Source organism: Spirosoma aerophilum, assembly GCF_054782495.1.
Window position 1 is genome coordinate 449,155 of record NZ_BAAGSJ010000004.1, and the last position, 19,849, is coordinate 469,003.

Annotated in this window: 17 protein-coding genes; 6 read left to right on the top strand and 11 right to left on the bottom strand. The window is 51.2% G+C overall.

The genetic code is table 11. The annotated features are described in order from the left end of the window. Window positions 1-12: 12 nt before the first annotated feature. The 3 genes from ACYVK4_RS03620 to ACYVK4_RS03630 form a co-directional block, all read right to left on the bottom strand. Window positions 13-912, bottom strand: coding sequence for an SDR family oxidoreductase (locus ACYVK4_RS03620; protein ID WP_461126121.1), 900 nt, complete (start codon window positions 910-912; stop codon window positions 13-15). A 76-nt stretch (window positions 913-988) separates the two neighbouring features. Beyond that, window positions 989-1,711: a peptidylprolyl isomerase gene (locus ACYVK4_RS03625; protein ID WP_461126122.1), complete on the bottom strand. Its 723-nt coding sequence runs from the start codon at window positions 1,709-1,711 to the stop codon at window positions 989-991. Window positions 1,712-1,826: 115 nt separating this feature from the next. Further along, a complete protein-coding gene (locus ACYVK4_RS03630) occupies window positions 1,827-2,453 on the bottom strand; it encodes an ABC transporter ATP-binding protein (RefSeq protein ID WP_461126123.1) in 627 nt (208 codons plus the stop codon). A gap of 263 nt (window positions 2,454-2,716) precedes the next feature. Between ACYVK4_RS03630 and purN the strand changes: the two genes are divergently transcribed. Continuing rightward, window positions 2,717-3,292, top strand: a complete 576-nt coding sequence (gene purN / locus ACYVK4_RS03635) for a phosphoribosylglycinamide formyltransferase (RefSeq protein WP_461126124.1) — start codon at window positions 2,717-2,719, stop codon at window positions 3,290-3,292. A 5-nt stretch (window positions 3,293-3,297) separates the two neighbouring features. Continuing rightward, the gene (locus ACYVK4_RS03640) at window positions 3,298-3,684 is read left to right on the top strand and encodes a hypothetical protein (RefSeq protein ID WP_461126125.1); all 387 of its coding nucleotides are present in this window, start codon (window positions 3,298-3,300) and stop codon (window positions 3,682-3,684) included. Window positions 3,685-3,778: 94 nt separating this feature from the next. Here the strand turns inward: ACYVK4_RS03640 and ACYVK4_RS03645 are convergent, their stop codons facing one another. After that, window positions 3,779-4,009 (bottom strand): DUF4834 domain-containing protein, encoded by a 231-nt coding sequence (locus ACYVK4_RS03645; protein WP_461126126.1) that lies wholly within the window; start codon window positions 4,007-4,009, stop codon window positions 3,779-3,781. Window positions 4,010-4,135: 126 nt separating this feature from the next. Next, on the bottom strand, window positions 4,136-5,689 hold the full coding sequence (locus tag ACYVK4_RS03650; protein ID WP_461126127.1) for a M20/M25/M40 family metallo-hydrolase: 1,554 nt from the start codon (window positions 5,687-5,689) through the stop codon (window positions 4,136-4,138). A gap of 104 nt (window positions 5,690-5,793) precedes the next feature. On the opposite strand from ACYVK4_RS03650, the gene ACYVK4_RS03655 reads away from it, so the two are divergent. From ACYVK4_RS03655 to ACYVK4_RS03670, 4 genes are all read left to right on the top strand, one after another. After that, a complete protein-coding gene (locus tag ACYVK4_RS03655; RefSeq protein WP_461126128.1) occupies window positions 5,794-7,578 on the top strand; it encodes a DUF6044 family protein in 1,785 nt (594 codons plus the stop codon). A 158-nt stretch (window positions 7,579-7,736) separates the two neighbouring features. Continuing rightward, entirely contained in the window at window positions 7,737-9,020 is a 1,284-nt protein-coding gene (locus ACYVK4_RS03660; protein ID WP_461126129.1) for a TraB/GumN family protein, read from the top strand. 114 nt (window positions 9,021-9,134) lie between these two features. Then, on the top strand, window positions 9,135-10,067 hold the full coding sequence (locus ACYVK4_RS03665) for a sugar phosphate isomerase/epimerase family protein (protein ID WP_461126130.1): 933 nt from the start codon (window positions 9,135-9,137) through the stop codon (window positions 10,065-10,067). Between the two features lie 200 nt (window positions 10,068-10,267). Then, window positions 10,268-11,608, top strand: coding sequence for a sensor histidine kinase (locus ACYVK4_RS03670; RefSeq protein WP_461126131.1), 1,341 nt, complete (start codon window positions 10,268-10,270; stop codon window positions 11,606-11,608). Between the two features lie 21 nt (window positions 11,609-11,629). Here ACYVK4_RS03670 and ACYVK4_RS03675 read toward each other — a convergent pair whose 3' ends face one another. From ACYVK4_RS03675 to ACYVK4_RS03700, 6 genes are all read right to left on the bottom strand, one after another. Continuing rightward, window positions 11,630-12,526 (bottom strand): LysR family transcriptional regulator, encoded by an 897-nt coding sequence (locus tag ACYVK4_RS03675; RefSeq protein WP_461126132.1) that lies wholly within the window; start codon window positions 12,524-12,526, stop codon window positions 11,630-11,632. 2 nt (window positions 12,527-12,528) lie between these two features. Beyond that, window positions 12,529-13,191, bottom strand: coding sequence for a DUF3226 domain-containing protein (locus ACYVK4_RS03680; RefSeq protein ID WP_461126133.1), 663 nt, complete (start codon window positions 13,189-13,191; stop codon window positions 12,529-12,531). Between the two features lie 2 nt (window positions 13,192-13,193). Further along, a complete protein-coding gene (locus tag ACYVK4_RS03685) occupies window positions 13,194-14,327 on the bottom strand; it encodes an AAA family ATPase (RefSeq protein WP_461126134.1) in 1,134 nt (377 codons plus the stop codon). Between the two features lie 240 nt (window positions 14,328-14,567). Next, window positions 14,568-15,023: a DsrE family protein gene (locus ACYVK4_RS03690; protein WP_461126135.1), complete on the bottom strand. Its 456-nt coding sequence runs from the start codon at window positions 15,021-15,023 to the stop codon at window positions 14,568-14,570. Window positions 15,024-15,067: 44 nt separating this feature from the next. Beyond that, window positions 15,068-16,123, bottom strand: coding sequence for a c-type cytochrome (locus ACYVK4_RS03695; RefSeq protein ID WP_461126136.1), 1,056 nt, complete (start codon window positions 16,121-16,123; stop codon window positions 15,068-15,070). A gap of 2 nt (window positions 16,124-16,125) precedes the next feature. Then, window positions 16,126-19,773, bottom strand: a complete 3,648-nt coding sequence (locus ACYVK4_RS03700; RefSeq protein WP_461126137.1) for an ABC transporter permease/M1 family aminopeptidase — start codon at window positions 19,771-19,773, stop codon at window positions 16,126-16,128. Window positions 19,774-19,849 lie beyond the last annotated feature (76 nt).

The window sequence follows — 19,849 nt, forward strand, 5'->3', positions numbered from 1 at the left end:
GTGTAGTAGCCGCTACTTCAGTTGCTCTGCCAGCACGGCAATACCTTCGGCAAATGTGTGCGGATTGTAGCCTAAAACCGTACGGGCTTTGTCGAGAATGAAACCCGTGCGGGGCGGCCGACGGGCCACCTGCGTAAAGGTCGACGCATCGACCTGGGCGATCAGTGATTTGTCGAGCCCGAAATAATCGGCGGTTTGAATGGCCATTTCATAGGGCGTCAGCACCTCTTTGCCCGATATGTTGAAGATCCCTTCCGCTTCCTGATCGGCAATGAGGTAACAACCCAATGCCAGATCTTCGGCCAGCGTCGGGCTGCGCCACTGGTCGGTCACAACCTTGATATTCTTGCCATCTTCCAGTGATTTTTTCACCCACAGGATAATGTTGCTGCGGCTCATGTCGTGGGCAATGCCATACACCAGCATCGTCCGGGCAATGGCCCACCGGATATCTGAATGCCGCACGGCCGATTCGCCCGCCTGCTTACTCCATCCGTAGAAACTGATTGGATTGGCTTCGGCCGTTTCGTCGTATGGACCGGCCGCTCCGTCGAAAATAAAGTCAGTCGATACGTGTACCAGAAACGCGTTGGTAGCTTTACAGGCTTCGATGATGTATTCGACAGCGTGTACATTCTGCGCCCAGCAGGCATCTTTCTGCACTTCGCACTTATCCACATCGGTCATGGCCGCCCCGTGGATAACAACGTCGGGCTGCACCTCGCCGATAATATCCAGCACCTGCTGGCGGTCGGTTATGTCCATCGACCGATAGGTGTATCCATCGGAAAAAGGCAGCCGATTTTCGCCCCGTGCCGTAGCCACCAGTTCAACATCAGCCTGCTGCGTAATTAGTCCAACCAATTTCTGACCCAGCAGCCCATTGGCACCCGTGAGAAGAATCTTTTTCATAAAAGGAGTTAGAAGTTAGGAGTTAGGAGCGAGGAGTTGCTGACCGGACCGGCGAATGTGCTGGCGTCAGCCCTCCTCACTTCTCACTCCTCGCTCCTACATACTGATAGTGATATTGCTTCGTAATTTTCTTTTTCTTTACCCATTCCCCGGTCATGGTCATGCGAACATCTTTGTCGGGGCGGTTCATGTCATTGCGGGGCTGTTTGGCAACGCTGTCGACGATCGCTAGCCCGTCAATAACCTCGCCAAAAACGGTGTAATTCCCGTCCAGATGCGGAGCGCCCCCCAGAGTTTTATATACCTGCTTTTGCGCTTCGGTCGGCACATGGCCTTTCTGACTTTCGATTCGGGTAATCTGGGTTTGTAAAGCGGCCTCGTCCCAAACCCGTCCCTGCACGATATAAAACTGACATCCACTCGATGCTTTTTCGGGGTTTCCGTCGCGGGCAGCAGCCAGTGCTCCTTTTTTATGGAACAACGACGGCACAAACTCTGCCGGAATTTTATACCCTATGTCCCCATTGCCAAGCGGCTGATCGGCCTCGGCTTTGCGCGAGTTCGGGTCGCCCCCCTGAATCATAAATAAGGGAATGACCCGGTGAAACAACAGGCTATCGTAAAATTTCTGATTGACCAGTTTAATAAAATTTTCCTTGTGTTTCGGGGTCTGATCATACAGCACGAGCCGCAGGGTGCCATACGAGGTGTTCAGTGAAACAAGGTAATCTTTTTTCTTACGGTTTTGGGCAAGGGCAAGTACCGGAATCAATAAAAGCAACAGAAGGAGTTTCTTCATTCGACGAAAAGATGTACAAACTAAACCGATACGTTTTAACTACAGAAAACTTATGGGCATTATTTATCGTAGCAAACGGCCCGAAGCTGCGGAGATAAACCACACGGACGCTAGATCAGAGGTTTACCCGGTTCTGAAACGCATCTTTCAGCCGTTGATCGTGCGTTACAACAATTAAGCTGGCCCCAATCTGTTCGGACTGCTGCCGCAGAAGGGTTATAACCCGATCGGTATTCTCATCATCGAGGCTGGACGTCGGTTCGTCGGCCAGGATCACATCGGGCTGGTTCATCACCGCGCGGGCAATGCTCACCCGCTGCTGTTCGCCCTGGCTAAGCTGGTTGGTTTTCTTGGCCAAATGAGCCGCGAAACCCAGTTGTCCGGCCAGTTCTTTGGCGCGCGCTTTATCTTGTGGCTTATTTGCCAGATAATTGGCCATCAATAGGTTATCGAGTACCGACAAGGAGCTGACAAAGTGGGGTTTCTGATAAATGATACCCAGATGACTGGCCCGAAAAGCGGCCGTTTCAGCAGGGCTCAGCTTTGTCAGATCGGTCTGATCAATGATCACCGAGCCACTTTTGGGTTTGAGCAACAGCGCCAGTAAATGCAGAAAGGTCGTTTTTCCGGTACCAGACTGCCCCAGAATCAGGAAGGCTTCACGGTTGGCACAGCGCACGTCGGGAAACGTGAACTGTTTGGAAGGGCCGTAATCAAACGTCAGTTGATGGGTTGCCAGCATTGGATTTGAGCGAGTACCCACAAAAATAGGTAAAAGTTGTAATTTTGGGGTAAATGAGTCGGTAAGTCAGTAAGCGGCTTCGCCTAAGTCGGTAAGTGGCTTCGCCTAAGGCAGTAAGCGGCTTCGCCTAAGTCGGTAAGCGGCAGACGTATCAGTAACACTTGCGTCAGCCACTTACTAACTTACTGACTTAGGCGAAGCCGCTTACTAACTTACCGACTTACCGACTTAGGCGAAGCCGCTTACTAACTTACCGACTTATTTTGAAACGTATTGCTCTGTTTGCTTCCGGTTCCGGCTCCAATGCCGAGAAAATTGCTGAATATTTTGCCGATAACGCGGAGGTCGACGTCGCGCTGATCGTCTCCAATAATCCCAAAGCGGGGGTTATCGAACGGGGTCGGCGGCTGCATATTCCTGTTTTGCTCTTCGACCGGACTACATTTTACAACACCGACAAAATAACCGAGCTGCTTCTTAATCAGAACATTGACTTGATCGTTCTTGCGGGTTTTATGTGGTTGATGCCAGCCGATCTGGTGCGGGCCTTTCCGAATAAAATTGTCAATATTCATCCAGCCTTATTACCTAAATTTGGTGGTAAAGGCATGTACGGTCATTTCGTTCATGAAGCCGTAGCAGCAGCGGGCGAAACCGAGTCGGGCATTACCATTCACTACGTGAACGAGCACTACGACGAAGGGCAGATCATTTTTCAGGCAAGCTGCCCGGTCTCGCCAACGGATACCCCGGACGACATTGCCCACAACGTACAAGTGCTGGAACACCTGCATTACCCACGCGTTGTTGCCGACGTGCTGACCACCCTGACACCCTAATAACGATGAAGAAGCTCGTCTTTCTGTTGTGTTTACTGAGTTTATCGGGCTGTTTCAAGCCGATTGTTTACCTGCAAAACAAGCCCAGCTATCCGGTCGATGTATTTTATGACACCCAGCGACCCGAACGCCCGTTTGATCCATTACAGGATCTGGAAGTGAAAGGTGAGGTACCGCTTGAAGCGCGGCAATCGGGAAACAAACGGATGCTGAGCCGGGGCAATGATATGCAGCAAAAAGAACTGCTGCTATCCCGACTGACCTTACAGGCCAAAAAACTTGGTGCCGACGCACTGGTTTCTGTTCGGTACACCTATTATACCTCCATGACCGACAACGGCTACCTGATGACGGGACTGGCCGTTCGCTACAAGAAAGAAAACGAACAGTAACCAATCGAAAGCAAAAGTGCCCGACTACGTATTACGTGGCCGGGCACTCTCTTTTCATTGGTAGCGTGGCTTCACAGCCGCGCTCCTTATACGTTTATTTAACTTCTTCGTAGTCGACATACTCGCCACCCGTGAAAGAAGAATTTCCGTTGGTTGGTGGCGTTTTCACCCGCACTTCACCCTCCCGGGTTCTGCCGGATGCCGTCGTCTGTTGTTTTTGCTGCTTAACCAGCTGACGGCCAACGAGCAGGTAAAATACAAACCGGCGTACGGGCGGAACAAACAGAATGATCAGGGTGATGATGAACAGATATTTGAATAACATGTCTGGGTGTCTTTGTTAGTAAATAAACGTCAGGACGACGGGTTTAGTTTTCTGATGTGATAGTCGGCTTGTTGACGGGATGAACTGTTGACCCTTTTCGTATCAAAAGCACTTTCTCAAAGACGACTACTGTCCATACAGCGCTTTCCCGGCGGCTTCGTACTTATCTCCCGACGACCATTGCGGGCGGGCGGCCCGGTCAGCAATCAGACGGGCGGCATAGGCATAGGCCTGGCAGAACCGCTGGAAATAGGCAAAATTCAACGATTCGGGGTTGTCGATAGCCTGGTGGTAATATTTCTGGATGGCATCGTCGAACGATTTAAAGCCCGGTGAGAACGTGGGAGCCGGAATGCCTTTGGCGGCAAAACTTACGTTGTCAGACCGGTCAAATAACCCCTGCTCGGGAGACGGTTCGGCAAATACGCCAAGTCCAAACGCTTTGGCGGCTGTCTCGATCTCTGTCTTCGCCCCCGTCCGTTCCAGGCCAATCACCGACACGATGGTGGTATCATTATAGCCCGCTCCATCAATGTTCATGTCGAAGACCATTTGCTTTAAAGGAATCAGCGGATGTTCGGCATAGTACCGGCTACCCAGCAAACCTACTTCTTCGCCTGTCAGGGCAATCACCAGCACCGATCGTTTGGGCCGTTGCTGCGACAGTGCTTTGGCCGCTTCTAAAATAGCGACGGTACCCATGCCATTATCCCGCGCCCCGTTAAAAATACTATCGCCCGGCTGGTAGGGCGTTCCACTCTGTTTACCGACACCAATGTGATCAAAGTGAGCCGACAAGATCACATATTCGTCTTTGAGCTTCGGGTCAGTCCCTTCGATGATACCCGCCACGTTGGCCGATAAGGTCATCACACGAGCGCGCCCCGACGTACGGATGGTGACGGTTTGCCCCGCTTCCTTCAGCTGTTTGTACTGATTGTTGGCGTTGTTGATCCATACATGTGTTAAGGGCGAACTACCCGTTTCGGCCGAAGCAACGCTCATCTGTTCGCGGTTGAAATACTGGTTAACGAAGCCCCAGGGAATGGATTCGCTGTAGAGTTCGATAAGGGCAGCAGCCCCTTTTTCGGTGGCCAGCTTCCGTTTGGCTGCCGATGAATTGAAGATTTCGCGCGGTCCTTTGGCATCGGGCGAGCCACCCTGCGCCACCAGGATCCGCCCTTTCACATCGCGGCCTTTGTAGCCATCGTCGCCGTCCGTCAGCCCGTAGCCAACGTACACCACCTCGCCCGACACATTGGCCGGGCCGCCCGCCATCACAACCAGCTCTTTACCCAGGTGAAGGGTATCTTTACCCATGAGCATGTAGGCCGAACTGGCCGCTTTCACTTTCTCGAGGTTGATGGGCTGGAAGTAATCGGGTTTATTATCCACAGAACCGGCGGGTTTCAGGCCCATTTGCCGGAACTGCTCGGCAATATAACGAGCGGCCACGCGGTTACCCTGCTCGCCCGTTCGACGGCCTTCCAGCTCGTCGGAGGCCAGAAACCGAATGTGCGCTTCCACGTCGGCCCGCGACATGCTGTATTCCGGCAGTTTAGTGATTGGCGTGGTGGCCGAGCGCGCAGAAGTCGCTTTTGCCGGTCGATTTTGCGCGTGTACCGACGTAGCCGCCAGCGTCAGGACCGCTAAAAAACTAACAATAGATGAGGTTTGCATGATGATTGGATTGACCCCGTAAAAGTACGAAAAACCGCAACGGCATTCCGACCTTCCGGCCATCTCAGCGAATTTCAGTATTTTCGTGGCTCTTTACTACCCGTATGCCTCCTCGTTTAGCCAATACAAAGACTGACAAAACGTATCTTCTTATTGCCGTAGGTTTACTGCTGCTGTATGTGTTCCCTTACGTCTGGCTCGGTGAAGGGGCACATCTGACCATCCACGACAATCTGGACAGCGACTTTCTGTATCTGTACCTGCTGAAGATTACCAACACAGCCTTCGATTTCGACCTCAGCACGGTTATCCCGAACATGATGAGCAGCGGCCCCAATGCTGCCAGTTCGTTCAGCGGGATTCCCCGGTCGGCTTTCCGGACCGGGCTTAACCTTGAAGTGCTCTCGTTTTATCTGGCCTCCCCCTATACGGCACAGCTTATCAATTTCACGCTGGTGCATGGCATTGGTTTCCTGGGCATGTACCTCCTGCTCAGAAAACACGTCCTGCCCGAATCGCACTGGGAGTTAACGCGGGTTGGCATTGCGTTTCTGTTCGCACTGGTACCGTGCTACATCGTTCACGGCGCATCGGTAACGGGGCAACCGCTGCTGCTTTACGCTTTTCTGAACCTACTGAAAAAGCAGGACCGTGGAACCGACTGGCTGATTATCATCCTGTTTCCGTTTTACTCGTTCTTCGTCTGGGCCGGTCTGTTCATTTGCGTCGCGCTGGGTATTATTGGACTGGTTAGTATGCTACAGCTCCGGCAAATCATCTGGAGCTATATCGTGGGCTTACTGCTACTCTCGCTGCTGTATCTGGGGAGCGAGTGGGAGCTGATTTATGGTTTCGTCAACCAGACCTATATCTCACATCGGGTCGAGTTCGATTACAGCCGGTTGCGGTCTATGAAGCTCGGAGCCAGTTTGTTTCGAAGCGTCGATTTATTCGTTTGGCCCATGTTCAACACCGGCGCGTTCTTCACGCCGGGGATTCTGGCCGTGGCGGGTGTAGCGGCCTGGATTGCCTATCGAAAAAAGGAAAGCCGGTCGGTGTATCGGCTCGTTGGCCTACCCATTCTGGCCCTTGTGATCTGCCTTATTCACGGGTTGTACCACTACCTGGTTGTGTGGCTGGGCGATAGTTCGCTGGGACTGAAATTTCGCGTCTTTCAGTTCGACCGGTTTTACTTCCTGCTGCCAACGCTCTGGTTTTTGCTGTTTGGGCTGGCCCTTCGTCAGTTCAGGGCAAACAGCGTCTGGAACCGCCTGTTTCTGGCGGGGCAGTTTGTGCTCATGATCGTTGCGAACAAAGAGTGGCGCATTAACGTGGGTAAAATGACGGGCTACGTAACCGAGGCCGAACAACCTTCCTTCCGGGCCTTCTTCGCCGAAAAACAGTTCGCTCAAATCCGCAACTACATCGGCAAACCCCAGTCCGACTACCGCGTCATTTGTCTGGGCATGCACCCGTCGGTGGCGCAGTTCAACGGGTTCTATACGCTGGACAGCTACCAGAACAATTACCCCCTCCCTTACAAATACGCCTTCCGTAAAATAATTGCTGCGGAACTGGCAAAAGGTAGTCCCCAAATGCGGGCTTATTACGATGCCTATGGTTGCCGGGTTTATCTCTACACCGCTGAACTGGGCATGAATTATCGGTTCGGCAAAACCCAGCACCCCACGCTGAATCATTTGCAAATCAACACCAACGCCTTGACGTCCCTGGGTGGTCAATATGTTCTCTCGGCGGTACCCATTGGCAATGCCGCCCAGAACCGGCTTCACCTGGAAAGTATCTTCACCAATTCGGAAAGCTACTGGAAGGTATGGCTGTATAAGGTGGTAGATGGCGCGGGGAAAATCGCAGAAAACAAGCCCTGACGTTACCCCGGGGCCCTTCCCATTTGTCCCAGGGCCTTTTCCATTAGCCCAATTGGCACCCAAACTCCCCATCCGGTTGCCAATAGCCCCATTTACGAGCCGGGTGTTTACAAGCGTTCTACATTTGCCCCTGTCGAATGTAACGCCAGCCTATTTTTATGAAAACCACCGCTCCGTATTTCGTTATCATCCTTTTACTGCTTGTTTTTAGATCGGTCAGCGCCCAGGACATGACGACCTATCTACGGCAGAACAGCCTGCCTTTTGATAGCGCCCAGGCTAGCTCTTTCCAGCTTTTCGACTCGGCCTTTTACCAGAATGACGTTTTCTTACTCGGCGAAATTCACGGGGTTGCGGCCACTCAGGGCATCGACTTAACGTTACTCAAACACCTCAACAAACGGGTGGGCCTGCGCTATTACCTGGCCGAAATGGATTGTGGTCAGGCCGCTTTATTAAACGCATATCTTGACACAGGCAACCGGGGTTTGCTGGATTCACTTTTTCGATGTTTCCTTAAGCAGACACACGCGGGCTCGTCGCAGTGGGGCAACCAGCAGTTTTACGATAAACTGGTCCATATTCAGGCCTATAACCAAACACTACCACCAAACGCCCGCATTCAATTTCTGGGTGTCGACTGGTTTCAGAGCAATGGGCAACTCGCCGTCCCGATGCTGAAACAACTCGTTGCCCATTGCCCGACAACACCCCACACGCTTCTCGACAGCCTGCGTCTGCTGGTGGTTCAGGATAGCTCTTTAAGCCTGAAGAAGCTGTTTCCATTTGCCGGACGAATCAATGCCGATTACGCAGCGCATCAAGACCAGTACAAGGCCGTTTTTGGCAATCAGCTGCTGGCGTTCAGGCAATTTTTCCGGACCCTTGCGTACGCCAACAATAAAATGTCACGCGATGACATAGCCGCTCAAATGACCCGGTTTATCATTGACGAACTTGGTCTTGTACACGAGAAATTATACGGCCTCTGGGGAACAACGCATATTTTGCAGGCCGGAGTAAACAACCAGCAGACCTTTTCGGGCTTGCTCAAAGCAGCCGGTCGGCGGGTGGTTACCATCAATACCTTGTATAAAGACAGCGAAGTGCTGCTTCATCGGGATGCCGTTCCCTTTATATTTCGCAAAAAAGGGCAGGAGTTCGTGCGGTCGAAATATTTAAATTCCGATGGCCCCGTCTTCAAAATAGATGGCTTCTCGAGCCTGGAGCCGGTTTGTGCGCCGAATACCACGACGCTCATCCGGCTCGATGCGCCCAATTCGCCCTATCTGAAAACCATCAGTCTGGTAAAAATGAGTGGCATTACGGGCAGCAAAGTCACCCCCAATGACCCGGAGCATAACGTAACCACCAGCTTCTTCCAGTACGTTTTTGTTGTTAGAAACTCACCCGCCGTCGACCTCTGGCCAGCGTCTTTATAACCGGATTCTACCCGTCAGCAACGACAAGTAGATACGTTGACTTCGGTGCCTTATGCGCTAAACCGATTTGGTTTATTACCGATAAATCCGCCGGCACGTTTACCTTTCATCAGCATGTCAACGACTCAGTCAGACCGCAGAACGTTTCTTAAAACCGCAGCCGCCAGCCTGCCTTTCATGGCCGCCACGACGGCACAGTCGGTGCTGAATCCGGCTGATGCGGCCGCAGCTAAGGTTAATCCAATCCGGTTGAGCTGCAATTTATATTCGTTCAATGAACTGCTGATGAACGGGCAGATGACGCTCGAGCAGGTGCTGACATTCTGCGCTGATCTGGGTTTTGATGCGGTCGACCCAACGGGCTACTACTTTCCGAACTATCCGGCTTTGCCCGATGACAGCTACGTGTATGCGATCAAGCGCAAAGCGTTCCGGCTGGGCCTCGACATCAGCGGCACGGGCGTCCGCAATGACTTCACCCTCCCCAACGCCGGTCGCCGAAAAGCCGAAGTTGAGTTAGTGCACCAATGGACCGGGCTGGCCGCCCGGCTCGGAGCGCCGGTCATCCGGGTTTTTGCCGGTACAGGCAAAGAACTCCCGGCCAACTACAACCGGGAAGAGGTTACTGCCTGGGTGGTCGACGCCCTCCGGGAATGCACGGACTATGCCGCCAAACAAGGTGTTATGATCGTGTTGCAGAACCACGCCGATTTCATTCAGACAGCCGATCATATTCTGGACATCGTGCACCGGGTTAACTCCGACTGGCTGGCTCCAAATCTGGACATTGGCAGCTTCAAAATTGGCGACCCCTATGAACAGATTGCACGGGTAGCCCCATTGGCTGCCACCTGGCAGCTGAAGGAGAATCTGTTTGTCAATGGCAAAGAGGTCGAAACTGATCTGAACCAGATTATGCATATTGTGCGCGACTCCGGCTATAGGGGCTACCTGCCCATCGAGACGCTTGGCAAAGGCGACCCCCGAACGAAAGTGCCGGCCTTTTACGAAAAAGTAAAGAAAGCACTGGCTACCATTACGGGGTAGAGGTCGTAAAAAACGACAAAGCCACCGCGCCCCCCAATTGCCTAATGAATGGGAGAGTCATTTTGCGTCCCTTACCCGTTTGGCGGCTAATGGTGACACTTCATGAAGGGTTTTTGTTGATTCACGCACGTTTTGGTTAGTTTTATCGGACAAATCCCCCATTTTTAACGTGTTTTGCCCAAACAAGCGTAGCTACTTTCATGACGTTTGAGACCTGGAATATTCTGTTTACGGGAATGGTTAGTTCCATCCTGCTGCTGAACGTTGTCCAGTGGAGCATCTACCGCGAACGCATTTACTTTCTTTATACCATCTACATGCTGGCCTGGCTGGTGTATTTCAGCCTGCGCATCGAAGAAATCAGCACCTACGTATCACTTTATTTCTGGCACTTTGTGCGGGCCACGGCACCCATGCTGGCCTATTTTGTCTATTTTGATTTTGCCGACGCGCTTCTCCAGCTCCGAAGCCGACTACCCACTTTATTCCGACTTTTCCGCATCGCCAAAATAACCATTATTGGCTATACCACTCTAATGGGAATCTTGTGTTTTGGCGTTGACAAATGGGATGAGGCAACCTACGAAACCATCCATACGGCCATGCGACTGCTCATGGTGGGTGTAGCTAGTTATGGCATTGTCGAAATTGGTAAACTCAAAGGGGTGGTGCCGCGCTATGTAGCGTTAGGGTCAGGCTTTATACTGTCGGGCGGTATCGTTTCCATGGTTATGACCATGACTATGGACCCCTCGAGCATGGTGTCTTCTTTTTGGGTAGCCCCGCTCACCTATCTGGAATTGGGCATTCTGGCCGAACTGATCTGCTTTACCCTGGTACTGGGCTACCGCCAGCGACGGGGGGCCATTAAAAACGCAATTATTGAACAGCGATTTGCCCGCCAGCGCGAGCAATATCAGCGTGAGCAGGTCGAAGCGGAGTTAGTTACCGAGAAATTACAGCAGCAGATGTCGGCGATGCGCATGATGGCCCTGCAGGCACAGTTGAATCCACATTTTCTGTTTAACAGCCTCAATTCGCTCTCGTCGCTCATTGCCGACGAACCCGCAAAGGCCGAACGATTTGTGGACGAGATGTCGACGGTTTACCGTTATCTGCTCCGGAATAATGACAACAACCTGACCACCCTTCAGAACGAGCTGGCGTTTATCGACTCGTATTACCACCTGCTCAAAACACGCTATGGCGCAGGCATCGAGTTATTAAAAACAATTGACCCGCTTCTTCTGGATTATAAACTTCCTCCGTTGACCTTACAGCTATTGCTCGAGAATGCAGTAAAGCACAACATCGTCTCCACCGAACAACCCCTGATTATTGAGTTGGTTACGAATGAAGCCGGCTGGCTCATTGTCAGCAACACACTCCAGCGCAAGCCCGTTAACCGGGTCGACTCCACCCAGAAAGGCCTGCTGAATATTCTTACGAAATACCAGTTATTGGGAAAAGACATTCCTACGGTGGAAGAAACGGCCGATACCTTTATCGTCACCCTACCCCTGATTAGGCCCATTAATTAAGCCTGCCTGATGTCACGCTGTCTACCCACGCTTATAATGCTGCCGGGTAAAGCGCATAAAGGTGTCGGCGAGTCCTTCGCTGACGCCCTGTAGCTGAATCGAATACAAATCCCGCTGAATGGTGAGATTCTGGACATCCAAAATCTTGAGGCTCCCGGCCTGAAGTTCATGCTGCACCGCAAAAACCGACACAAACGCCATACAGCGCGAGCTACCCAGATAGGACTTGATACTTTCCGTGTTGCCCAGGTGCATGTCAATGGTCAGATCGGTGAGCTTTAGGCCCACCCCCCGCAGCGCGTGCTCAATCACCTCCAGTGAACCGGAACCCCGTTCGCGCAGCACGATGGGAATCAGGCGCAGTTCATCCAGCGTGATCTCGTCCCGGTCGGCCAGGGGGTGATCGGCGCGGCAGATGAGCACGAGTTCGTCTTTCACGAACGAGGTGTAGCGAATATCGCTGTGGTGAGTCCGGCCTTCCACCAGCCCCAGGTCAATATCGTTATTCAGCAGCAACTGCTCGATCTGCTCGGTATTCCCCGATACCAGCGACATGGCAACATCGGCCGACTGCTCCCGAAAGCGGGCCAGTACTGGAGGAATCACATACTGCGCCACGGTTGTACTGGCCCCTACCCTAAGCGTGCCGCCCGATTCGCCTTTGAGGGCGTTCATGTCGAACTCCAGCTGGCGGTAGATGGTCATGATGGTTTCGGCGTGCCGAAGCAGCACATTCCCGGCGGTAGTCAGGCTGATCTGATTCCCCCGCCGGTCGAAGAGGGCGGTCCCGAACTGGTGTTCGAGTTCCTGAATGTGTTTGGTTACGGCGGGCTGCGTTACATACAGTTCGGCAGCTGCTTTGGTAAAACTAAGCCGTTTGGCAACAGTATAAAATACGTTGAGACGAAAGTCGAGCATGGCTATTGGGCGTTGAATAACAAAGTAAGCCAGCTTACGAAGCGGAGGCAGAGGTCGGCGTCTGTTGTTAAAACTTTCATAGAAATGGCTGTTCCGGGTGATATTCCCGGACTTTTCTGCCAGGCCAGCCAAGTTCGAATGAACGCTTTGGGACGATGAACATCCGAGAAGAATTGTAATTCTTTTGTTTTTAATCCACTAAGAGCGGCATCAACTTCAGGTTGTAATTTATCCTGCTCATGAATGATTCGGCGGATAAATGTTTCTATTACCCCTTCATCTTCATTATCCGGCATCATCCATACGCCAATCCTTGGCAAAGCTTCATCGCTTGCGACCACTAATCCCGCTAAGAAAGAGTCAGGGAGATTCTTGTATCCTAGAGTTGTTAAGATTTGCAGAATGCGCTCCCAACGTCCGCTAGAGCTGCTATCTGCATCAATGACAACACCTATAATATCATCTGGATAGGCTGCATTAATTGTAGTAGGGAGTGTTTTAAGAAGAGCATATATTCCCTGCTCATCATCTTTAACTCCAGTTTCATCTCTTTTCTTAAACGGTTGAATATTAGTCTCTGCAAGTACAGTAGTAGTGTTTTTTACAATTTCCCAAATAACATGCTTATCAAAAGCGCCCTCTACCAATAAATTCTTTGTAGCCATACTCAACGTAAATCAATATAGTCTGTTTCGTTGGCAACTTCGATATCATGGATACTAAACGATATAGCCGAAATCTCTCCTTTTATATTCCGAAGCCGTATCAGTTGGGCGTCACTATATTCAGACTTAGATTTAACCACCTCACCAAAAGCCTTGATTGTATCATTACTATGCGTGGTAGCAAACACCTGAATATTGAGCCGTTCAGCCAGATAAAAGATTATTTCCCAGAGCTTTTCCTGAACGGAATAATGGAGACCATTTTCGAATTCGTCAATGAGCAGATAGCCGTTACCCTCGCAATTTACGAGGGCTAGCATAATGGTAAACACACGTGTAATACCATCTCCCATACTTGATAGTGGATTTATTTGTCCATTTCTCAACCTGACAATTGGGCGTCCTTCACCTACCAAGCTAAATCTCACTATATCAGGTTCTACAATTTGTAATGCTCTAATAATTTCATCTTCCCCTTCGGTTAGTGCCACATTGTCCCAAAGCTTTTGAATTGTTTCTAACGTATTACTTTTGGCATCTACAAACTGAAGGAACACCGAAGCATTATCTTTAGCAAAGTACCTCTCAGCGAAAAGGAATTCATCATTTAATGCAAGGCTATGACGATAAAAAGCATGCCTAACAATTGATACTTCGACACGCGATTCTCGACCTTTAGACTCCTCCAAAGATTTTGCCATTACATATTCATCGTACCTATTCCCCTTATCATCTGATCGATTTACGGCATAAGTCGTTATTAACCCAATAATCAATCGTTGGAAATCAGTTGTTACTTCGTCTATCTCTCCAATGTAAATAAGTGAATCTGGCTCACTATCAAACTCCTCATAGAAACTAATTTTTCTGTCTGTGAAAAGTGATTTCAAGGAAGAAAGATGCTTTTCCGGTAATGAGCTTTGTTTGTCAAAATCAGGATAAAATTCTCCCCGCTTACGTAATAATGTTCGTATTGTAGGCAATTCGTTTCCTTGCTCAGCTTGTATCGCCACCGCTTCCAGCACCGACGTTTTTCCCGTATTATTTTTCCCGACCAGCAAATTCACCCGGCCCAATTTTTCGATGGTCAGGTGGCGGAGGTTGCGGTAGTTGCGGATTTCGAGCGAGCGTAACATAACAGCTGGTTTTAACGTAGGCCAAAATACGAGTTTATATGGGCATTAACCAAAATTGCCCGTTACCAGTAGAGGGATGGCAACGGGCAATCTACTAAAATGCCTAAATTTAAGTTAACCACAGAGGCACAAAGAGCACAGAGATTAGCCAGTTGAACTGTAGCTGATTAATCTCTGTGCTCTTTGTGCCTCTGTGGTTAATAAAAACCTAATTTAAGTCTGAGTAATTGCTTAACGCTGTTACGGGCGAATGATGGCCCAGCCGTCCTGCTGGCGGATAATGAGTTCGCCGTTGGCGGTGGGGACGTAGCTCACGAACGGAAATAGCTCATCACGGCTGATTTTGCGCATCTTCATCGTGTTCTCGCACATGGCCAGAATGACGCCCTGCTTTTGCAGATTCTGGATCTCCTTCTCGAAAAGAGGTTTGTCTTTTTTGTAAACGGCAAAGGCACCGCCATACACGACCAGTTCAATATCCAGCTTACCCTTGAGCCGTGGGTCGTTCAGCGAGTTCTGAATGTTGGCCAGGGCATGATGGATAATAGACGTATCGCCGGTGTTGAGCTGGTAAACAGCGCGGTACCGGGACTTGGTCGCTTCGGCACCGTGAAAGCCGGATTCGCTGGTTTGGGCTATAGCAGGCACTACGGCCAGGAAAAAAGCAAGGAAAAACAGGTAGTTGATCTTTTTCATGAATGTTCGTTTTAAGGGCGTTTGATCTGATGAGTTTTGTAAAGCTACTTTACTTTTCGCGCATCGGCAATCGGCTGAAACGGACCGAACTTATGTTGGCGTTCGCTGAACCCATCAGCATAGGGTCCGAGGGGAAAGTCGACAGGCTTGCTGGCCAGGATGGGCCAGTCTTTCGATTGGTCTTTATGCGGGCGGGGCATGGCATTCACAAAGGCCGCTACGTCCCACGCTTCTTCGTCAGTTAACTGGGGGCTCTCGTAATTCGCACCAAACGGCATGTTGTTCTTCACATAGCCCGCAAAGCCCGACAGCCGATACAGACCGGCCCCGTCGTTGTAACTGTGCGGCCCCCACATGGGCGGGTACACATACTCCGACGCACCGGCAGCTTTTGTCCCCTCACCCTTTTTGCCATGGCAAACCTGACATTTCACCACGTAAACCATGCGCCCTTTCGTCGAATCGGCGGCTCGGTCGAGGTACGCCAGTTTGACCAGCCCTACCCCATCGGGCCGCTTGCCTTTCGGCACGTCGGTTCCCAGCCATTGAATGTAGGAAATGATGGCTTTCATCTCCCGACTGCTGCTGTCGGGGGCTTTACCGCCCAGACTCCGCTCAAAGCAATCCGACACCCGTTTCACAATCGTCTCGACCGAGCCGGAACGTTCGCGGAACTTCGGGTAGGTCGAAAACACGGCTGAATAGTTGTTTCCCAGCACTTTCGTCCCTGCTTCCAGGTGGCAGTTCTGGCAGTTCATCCCATTGGACAAGTGCTTCACCGACCCTTTTGGGCCGAGGTATTTGGCGGTATGGGCAATCAACTCCCGGCCATAACGAATTTCCTGCCCCTTTGCTCCGGTGGGTAGCTGGCTATCATTCGGTGGCCGCCAATAGTCGAGCGGAGTTAAGGAAATGAGGGCAGCGGCACTAAAGACTAAGAAACACGTCAGGCGGTAGTTTACCCCACCCCAACCCCTCCCCTTGACATAAGAGGGGCTCCAGCTGGTCACTTTTTTAGTCCCTCCCCTTATGTCAAGGGGAGGGGTTGGGTAGAATGCCCCAAGACAAGTGCACAGGTACTCAAAAACATGCTTCTTCATCGTTACGGCATATCTATTTTTACCAGGTTATCGTCCGAAACACGGTCGATCAATTTATTATAGGGGTCAATACCCGCTTTCACGGGTTTGCCCTTCACGGTCACCTCAATTACGTGTTCGCCGGGGGGTAGGCTTCGTTTCTGAAGCAGAAGCGGCACTTTGGTGGTCAGTCCATCCTTGTTTTTGCCATCATCCGTCAGCACGGCAATATCAGCAATAACGGGACCTTTCCCTTTGCTGATTTCTTTACCTGCTTTGTCGTAGTATTCCGTGGCGGTTCGCACGTGCAGCGTAACTTTATACTGGCCGTTGCCAATCGATTTGGCCTCGGCTTTGGTAATCCGGTTGTCGTAGAGGGTTAGTTTCTCGAAGTTATCGGTCAGCCAGGGTTTGAGCGAATCGGGGGTGGCGGCTTTTAGGAAACTGTACCATTCGAGCGAGGTAGTAAAGGGGGCTTTCTGCCGGAAGCGAGCCGCTTTCATGTAGTCGTTCATGGCCTTGTTTACCCGATCTTCGCCAATGTAATCCTGCAAGGCATACATCAACATCGACCCTTTCTGATACCAGATATACGAACGGGTATCGTTATCGAGCATATTGGCTTCGAATTTGTCTTCGTTTGCCCGACCACGCAGATACTGGTCCAGACTGTATTTCAGGAATTTCGGCATGGCATCAGCACCGTAACGCTGTTTGAGTACCATCAGGGCCGAATACTCCGCCATCGTTTCAGAAATCTGATTAGCACCACGTGTCCGGCTGGGCATGATCTGGTGCCCCCACCACTGGTGCGCTACTTCGTGAGCCGTTACATAAAAGGCGTAATCCGTTTTGTTCGGGTCGTGGAAGTCGCCCACCCAGCCAAACTCTTCCGAATACGGAACCGTGGTAGGAAACGACTGCGCAAAAGCCGCATAGCGCGGAAATTCCAGCACCCGCAATACCGGATAGGGATAGGGCGCGTAGTTTTTAGAATAGTAGGACAACGACGCCTTCATGCTGGACAGAAACCGGTCGATGTTTTTGTCGTGGCCGGGATGGTGATATACTTCCAGCGCGACGGTCTGCCCATCGGTACCCGTCCACTTATCCCGTTTCACGCCATATCTGGCCGAACACATGCTAAAGAAAAAGTCGGAGAAACTGGGGAGCTTGTACTGAAAGTATTTCCGGGGTTTTCCATCGGCATCCGTCTTGGTCCAGGTTTTCAGCAACTCGCCGGGCATGATCGCCGTCTGGTCGGGCGAGGTCGAGATGGTACCTTCAAACGTAACCCAGTCGGCATCGTCGGTAAACAGGAAGTCCCGCAGACCAGCCGGGTCATTTTGCTCGGGCAAAGTCCATCTTTTTATGGGTAGCTTATATTTCTTTCGGTATTTATCGCTGTTTAACTCATTATCCTGACTGTAGCCGAAGGCCGGAAAGATACCCACATTAAAGAATGTGCCATTGCCAACCACATCCCGACTATCGCCACTATTGGGAAACCCAACATACTGACCCAGTACATCCACATCCAGATGCGCCGTGTCGCCCGGATTCATCCGTTTGGCAAGCCGGTATATATAATACCCCCGTTCGGTATCGTTGACAAGCAGACTCGGTGCCTTCCCATCGACTAAAAACTTGGTCAGCTTCCGATGAAAATTGTCGGCTGGGATGGTCAGGTGAAGCGAGTCGATGGGGTGATCGCCTTTGTTAACCATTAGAAATGCCCCCGAGGCCAGCGCCTTGAATTCGTCGGGATAGATATCAACGTTTACCTTCGCACTCGTGATTTTGGGTTGCAGTACGTTCTTATACTTGCGGTACTTTTTCTCGAATAACGCCTGCTGCTCTGTCACTTCATCGATGGAGTAATACCGGTTCTTCACGCTCACGTTGGTGTAAATCCAGGCGCCCATACTGACGAAGGCCAGCAGCAGCACGGCAAAGAGCGCTATAGACCCACGCCCCATTCGTTGCCGGGCCAGCTGCCAGCGGGCTTTGAAACTGGTGTCGGCACCCCGGTTCCAGAACCACAGGGCCAGCACCAGCAGCAAACCACCAAACGCATACCAGTACAGGCGGAATGACGCGATACTGGCCAGATAATGCCCATAACCGTTCATGGCCGAAATCTGAATGCCCCCGCCCGAAAATGGAATTGCCAGTTTGTAGTTGAAATCGGCAAACTGCGGTACGGCCCAGATAACGATATACACCATCAGCGTAAGGATATGCCCCACAAATTTCTGGTTGACCAGGGTGTGCACAAAAAAGGCCAGCATCACCAGCTGGAAGTACTGCGTAAAGGCAATACCCAGCAAGTCGCGGAAGTAGAGCGAGAATTCGTAGTTGAAGTATCCTTTTATCGTCTGGTTCAGCACACCCGACACGAGAACAAGGCCACAGAGCAGCAGGCATATATACGTCATCGACAGTAGTTTGGCTCCGTAGTTCATCCAGTCGGGCACGGGCAATGCATCGGCAATGGTATCGTAATGAACCACCTTATCGCGGTGGACCACCTCGCCCGTGTAGAAAATGATAACCACCAGCACGAAGAAGAAGAACGTGCCGTTTCGCGCTTCAAGCATGCCGTAGGTTGTTGGCAGCGAGGGGGTGCCGAAGGTCTCAACACCGAACCAGCCGTCCAGAAACAAAAACAGCACGGCTCCCAGCAAAATAGCAATGAAGTACGGGTCGCGAACGATGTTGGCGAATTCAATACGCGCCTGCCGGAACATCTGCCGAACGTAGGTGCTTACCTGAAAAATGGGCGTAACAACGGGTAGACTCGCCAGCGAGGGAGCACCTTTTGTCACGACATCGTCTTTCGAAGCTTTGCCTAGTTTAACGGCCAGAAAACGGGAGAAGTTGAACCGGAACAGGGTTACCAGAAAGACGAGCAGTGCCACCCCGAACCAGATGAGCCGGTTAGTCAGCAAATCGCCTTCCAGCGGGGCCAGCAGCACGTTCTGTTCCACCGGCGACCAGTATTTGGTAGCAGCGTCGTAGGCGAAGGTGCCGAAGGGATCCATCAGATTAACGAGCTGTTTGTTCTCAATATCCTGCGATAGCGTCGACCCCAGCAAATAGGCAATAAAAAGTAAGATACTCCCCGCATAGGTCGAAAACACCTGCCGCGAGAAGGCTACGAGCGCAAAGAAGATACTACCGACCAGGAACATGTTCGGCACGACGAACACCAGAAAGGGGTACACATAATCGCGGAACCGAATAGGTCCGAAGCGTTCGGTATTGTTGGCCAGATTAAAGACAGGCCCCAGCATCGATCCGATCACGATACCCAGCAACCCAATAGCCATAACGCCCAGCAACACGACAAAAGACCCCATGTACCGGCCCAGCACGTAACCTTTTTCGGTAATAGGGAAAGTGAAAAAATAGTTTTTTGTATTGTGCTCAATGTCGCGGTAAACAGGTACGCCCATGATAGCCGACGCAATGAGCATCCCAAAAATGGTCATCACGACGACAAACTGGCTGACGGCATACGGCGAATTGACATTCGTTTTCTCCGACGCGGGGCCATTGCCGTAGATGACGAAGAGAAACGTAAAGAGAAATAAAATCAGGGCATACAGGTATGTAGCAGGCCGCTTGAGCCGGTACGCTAGTTCGAATTTGAAGATTTCGGAGAACATGGAGGTTACAAGGAGTTAGGAGCGAATTTGATGTGGTGTCGGGTTCTCAAACCCGACACAAATTGCTGACGCGCAC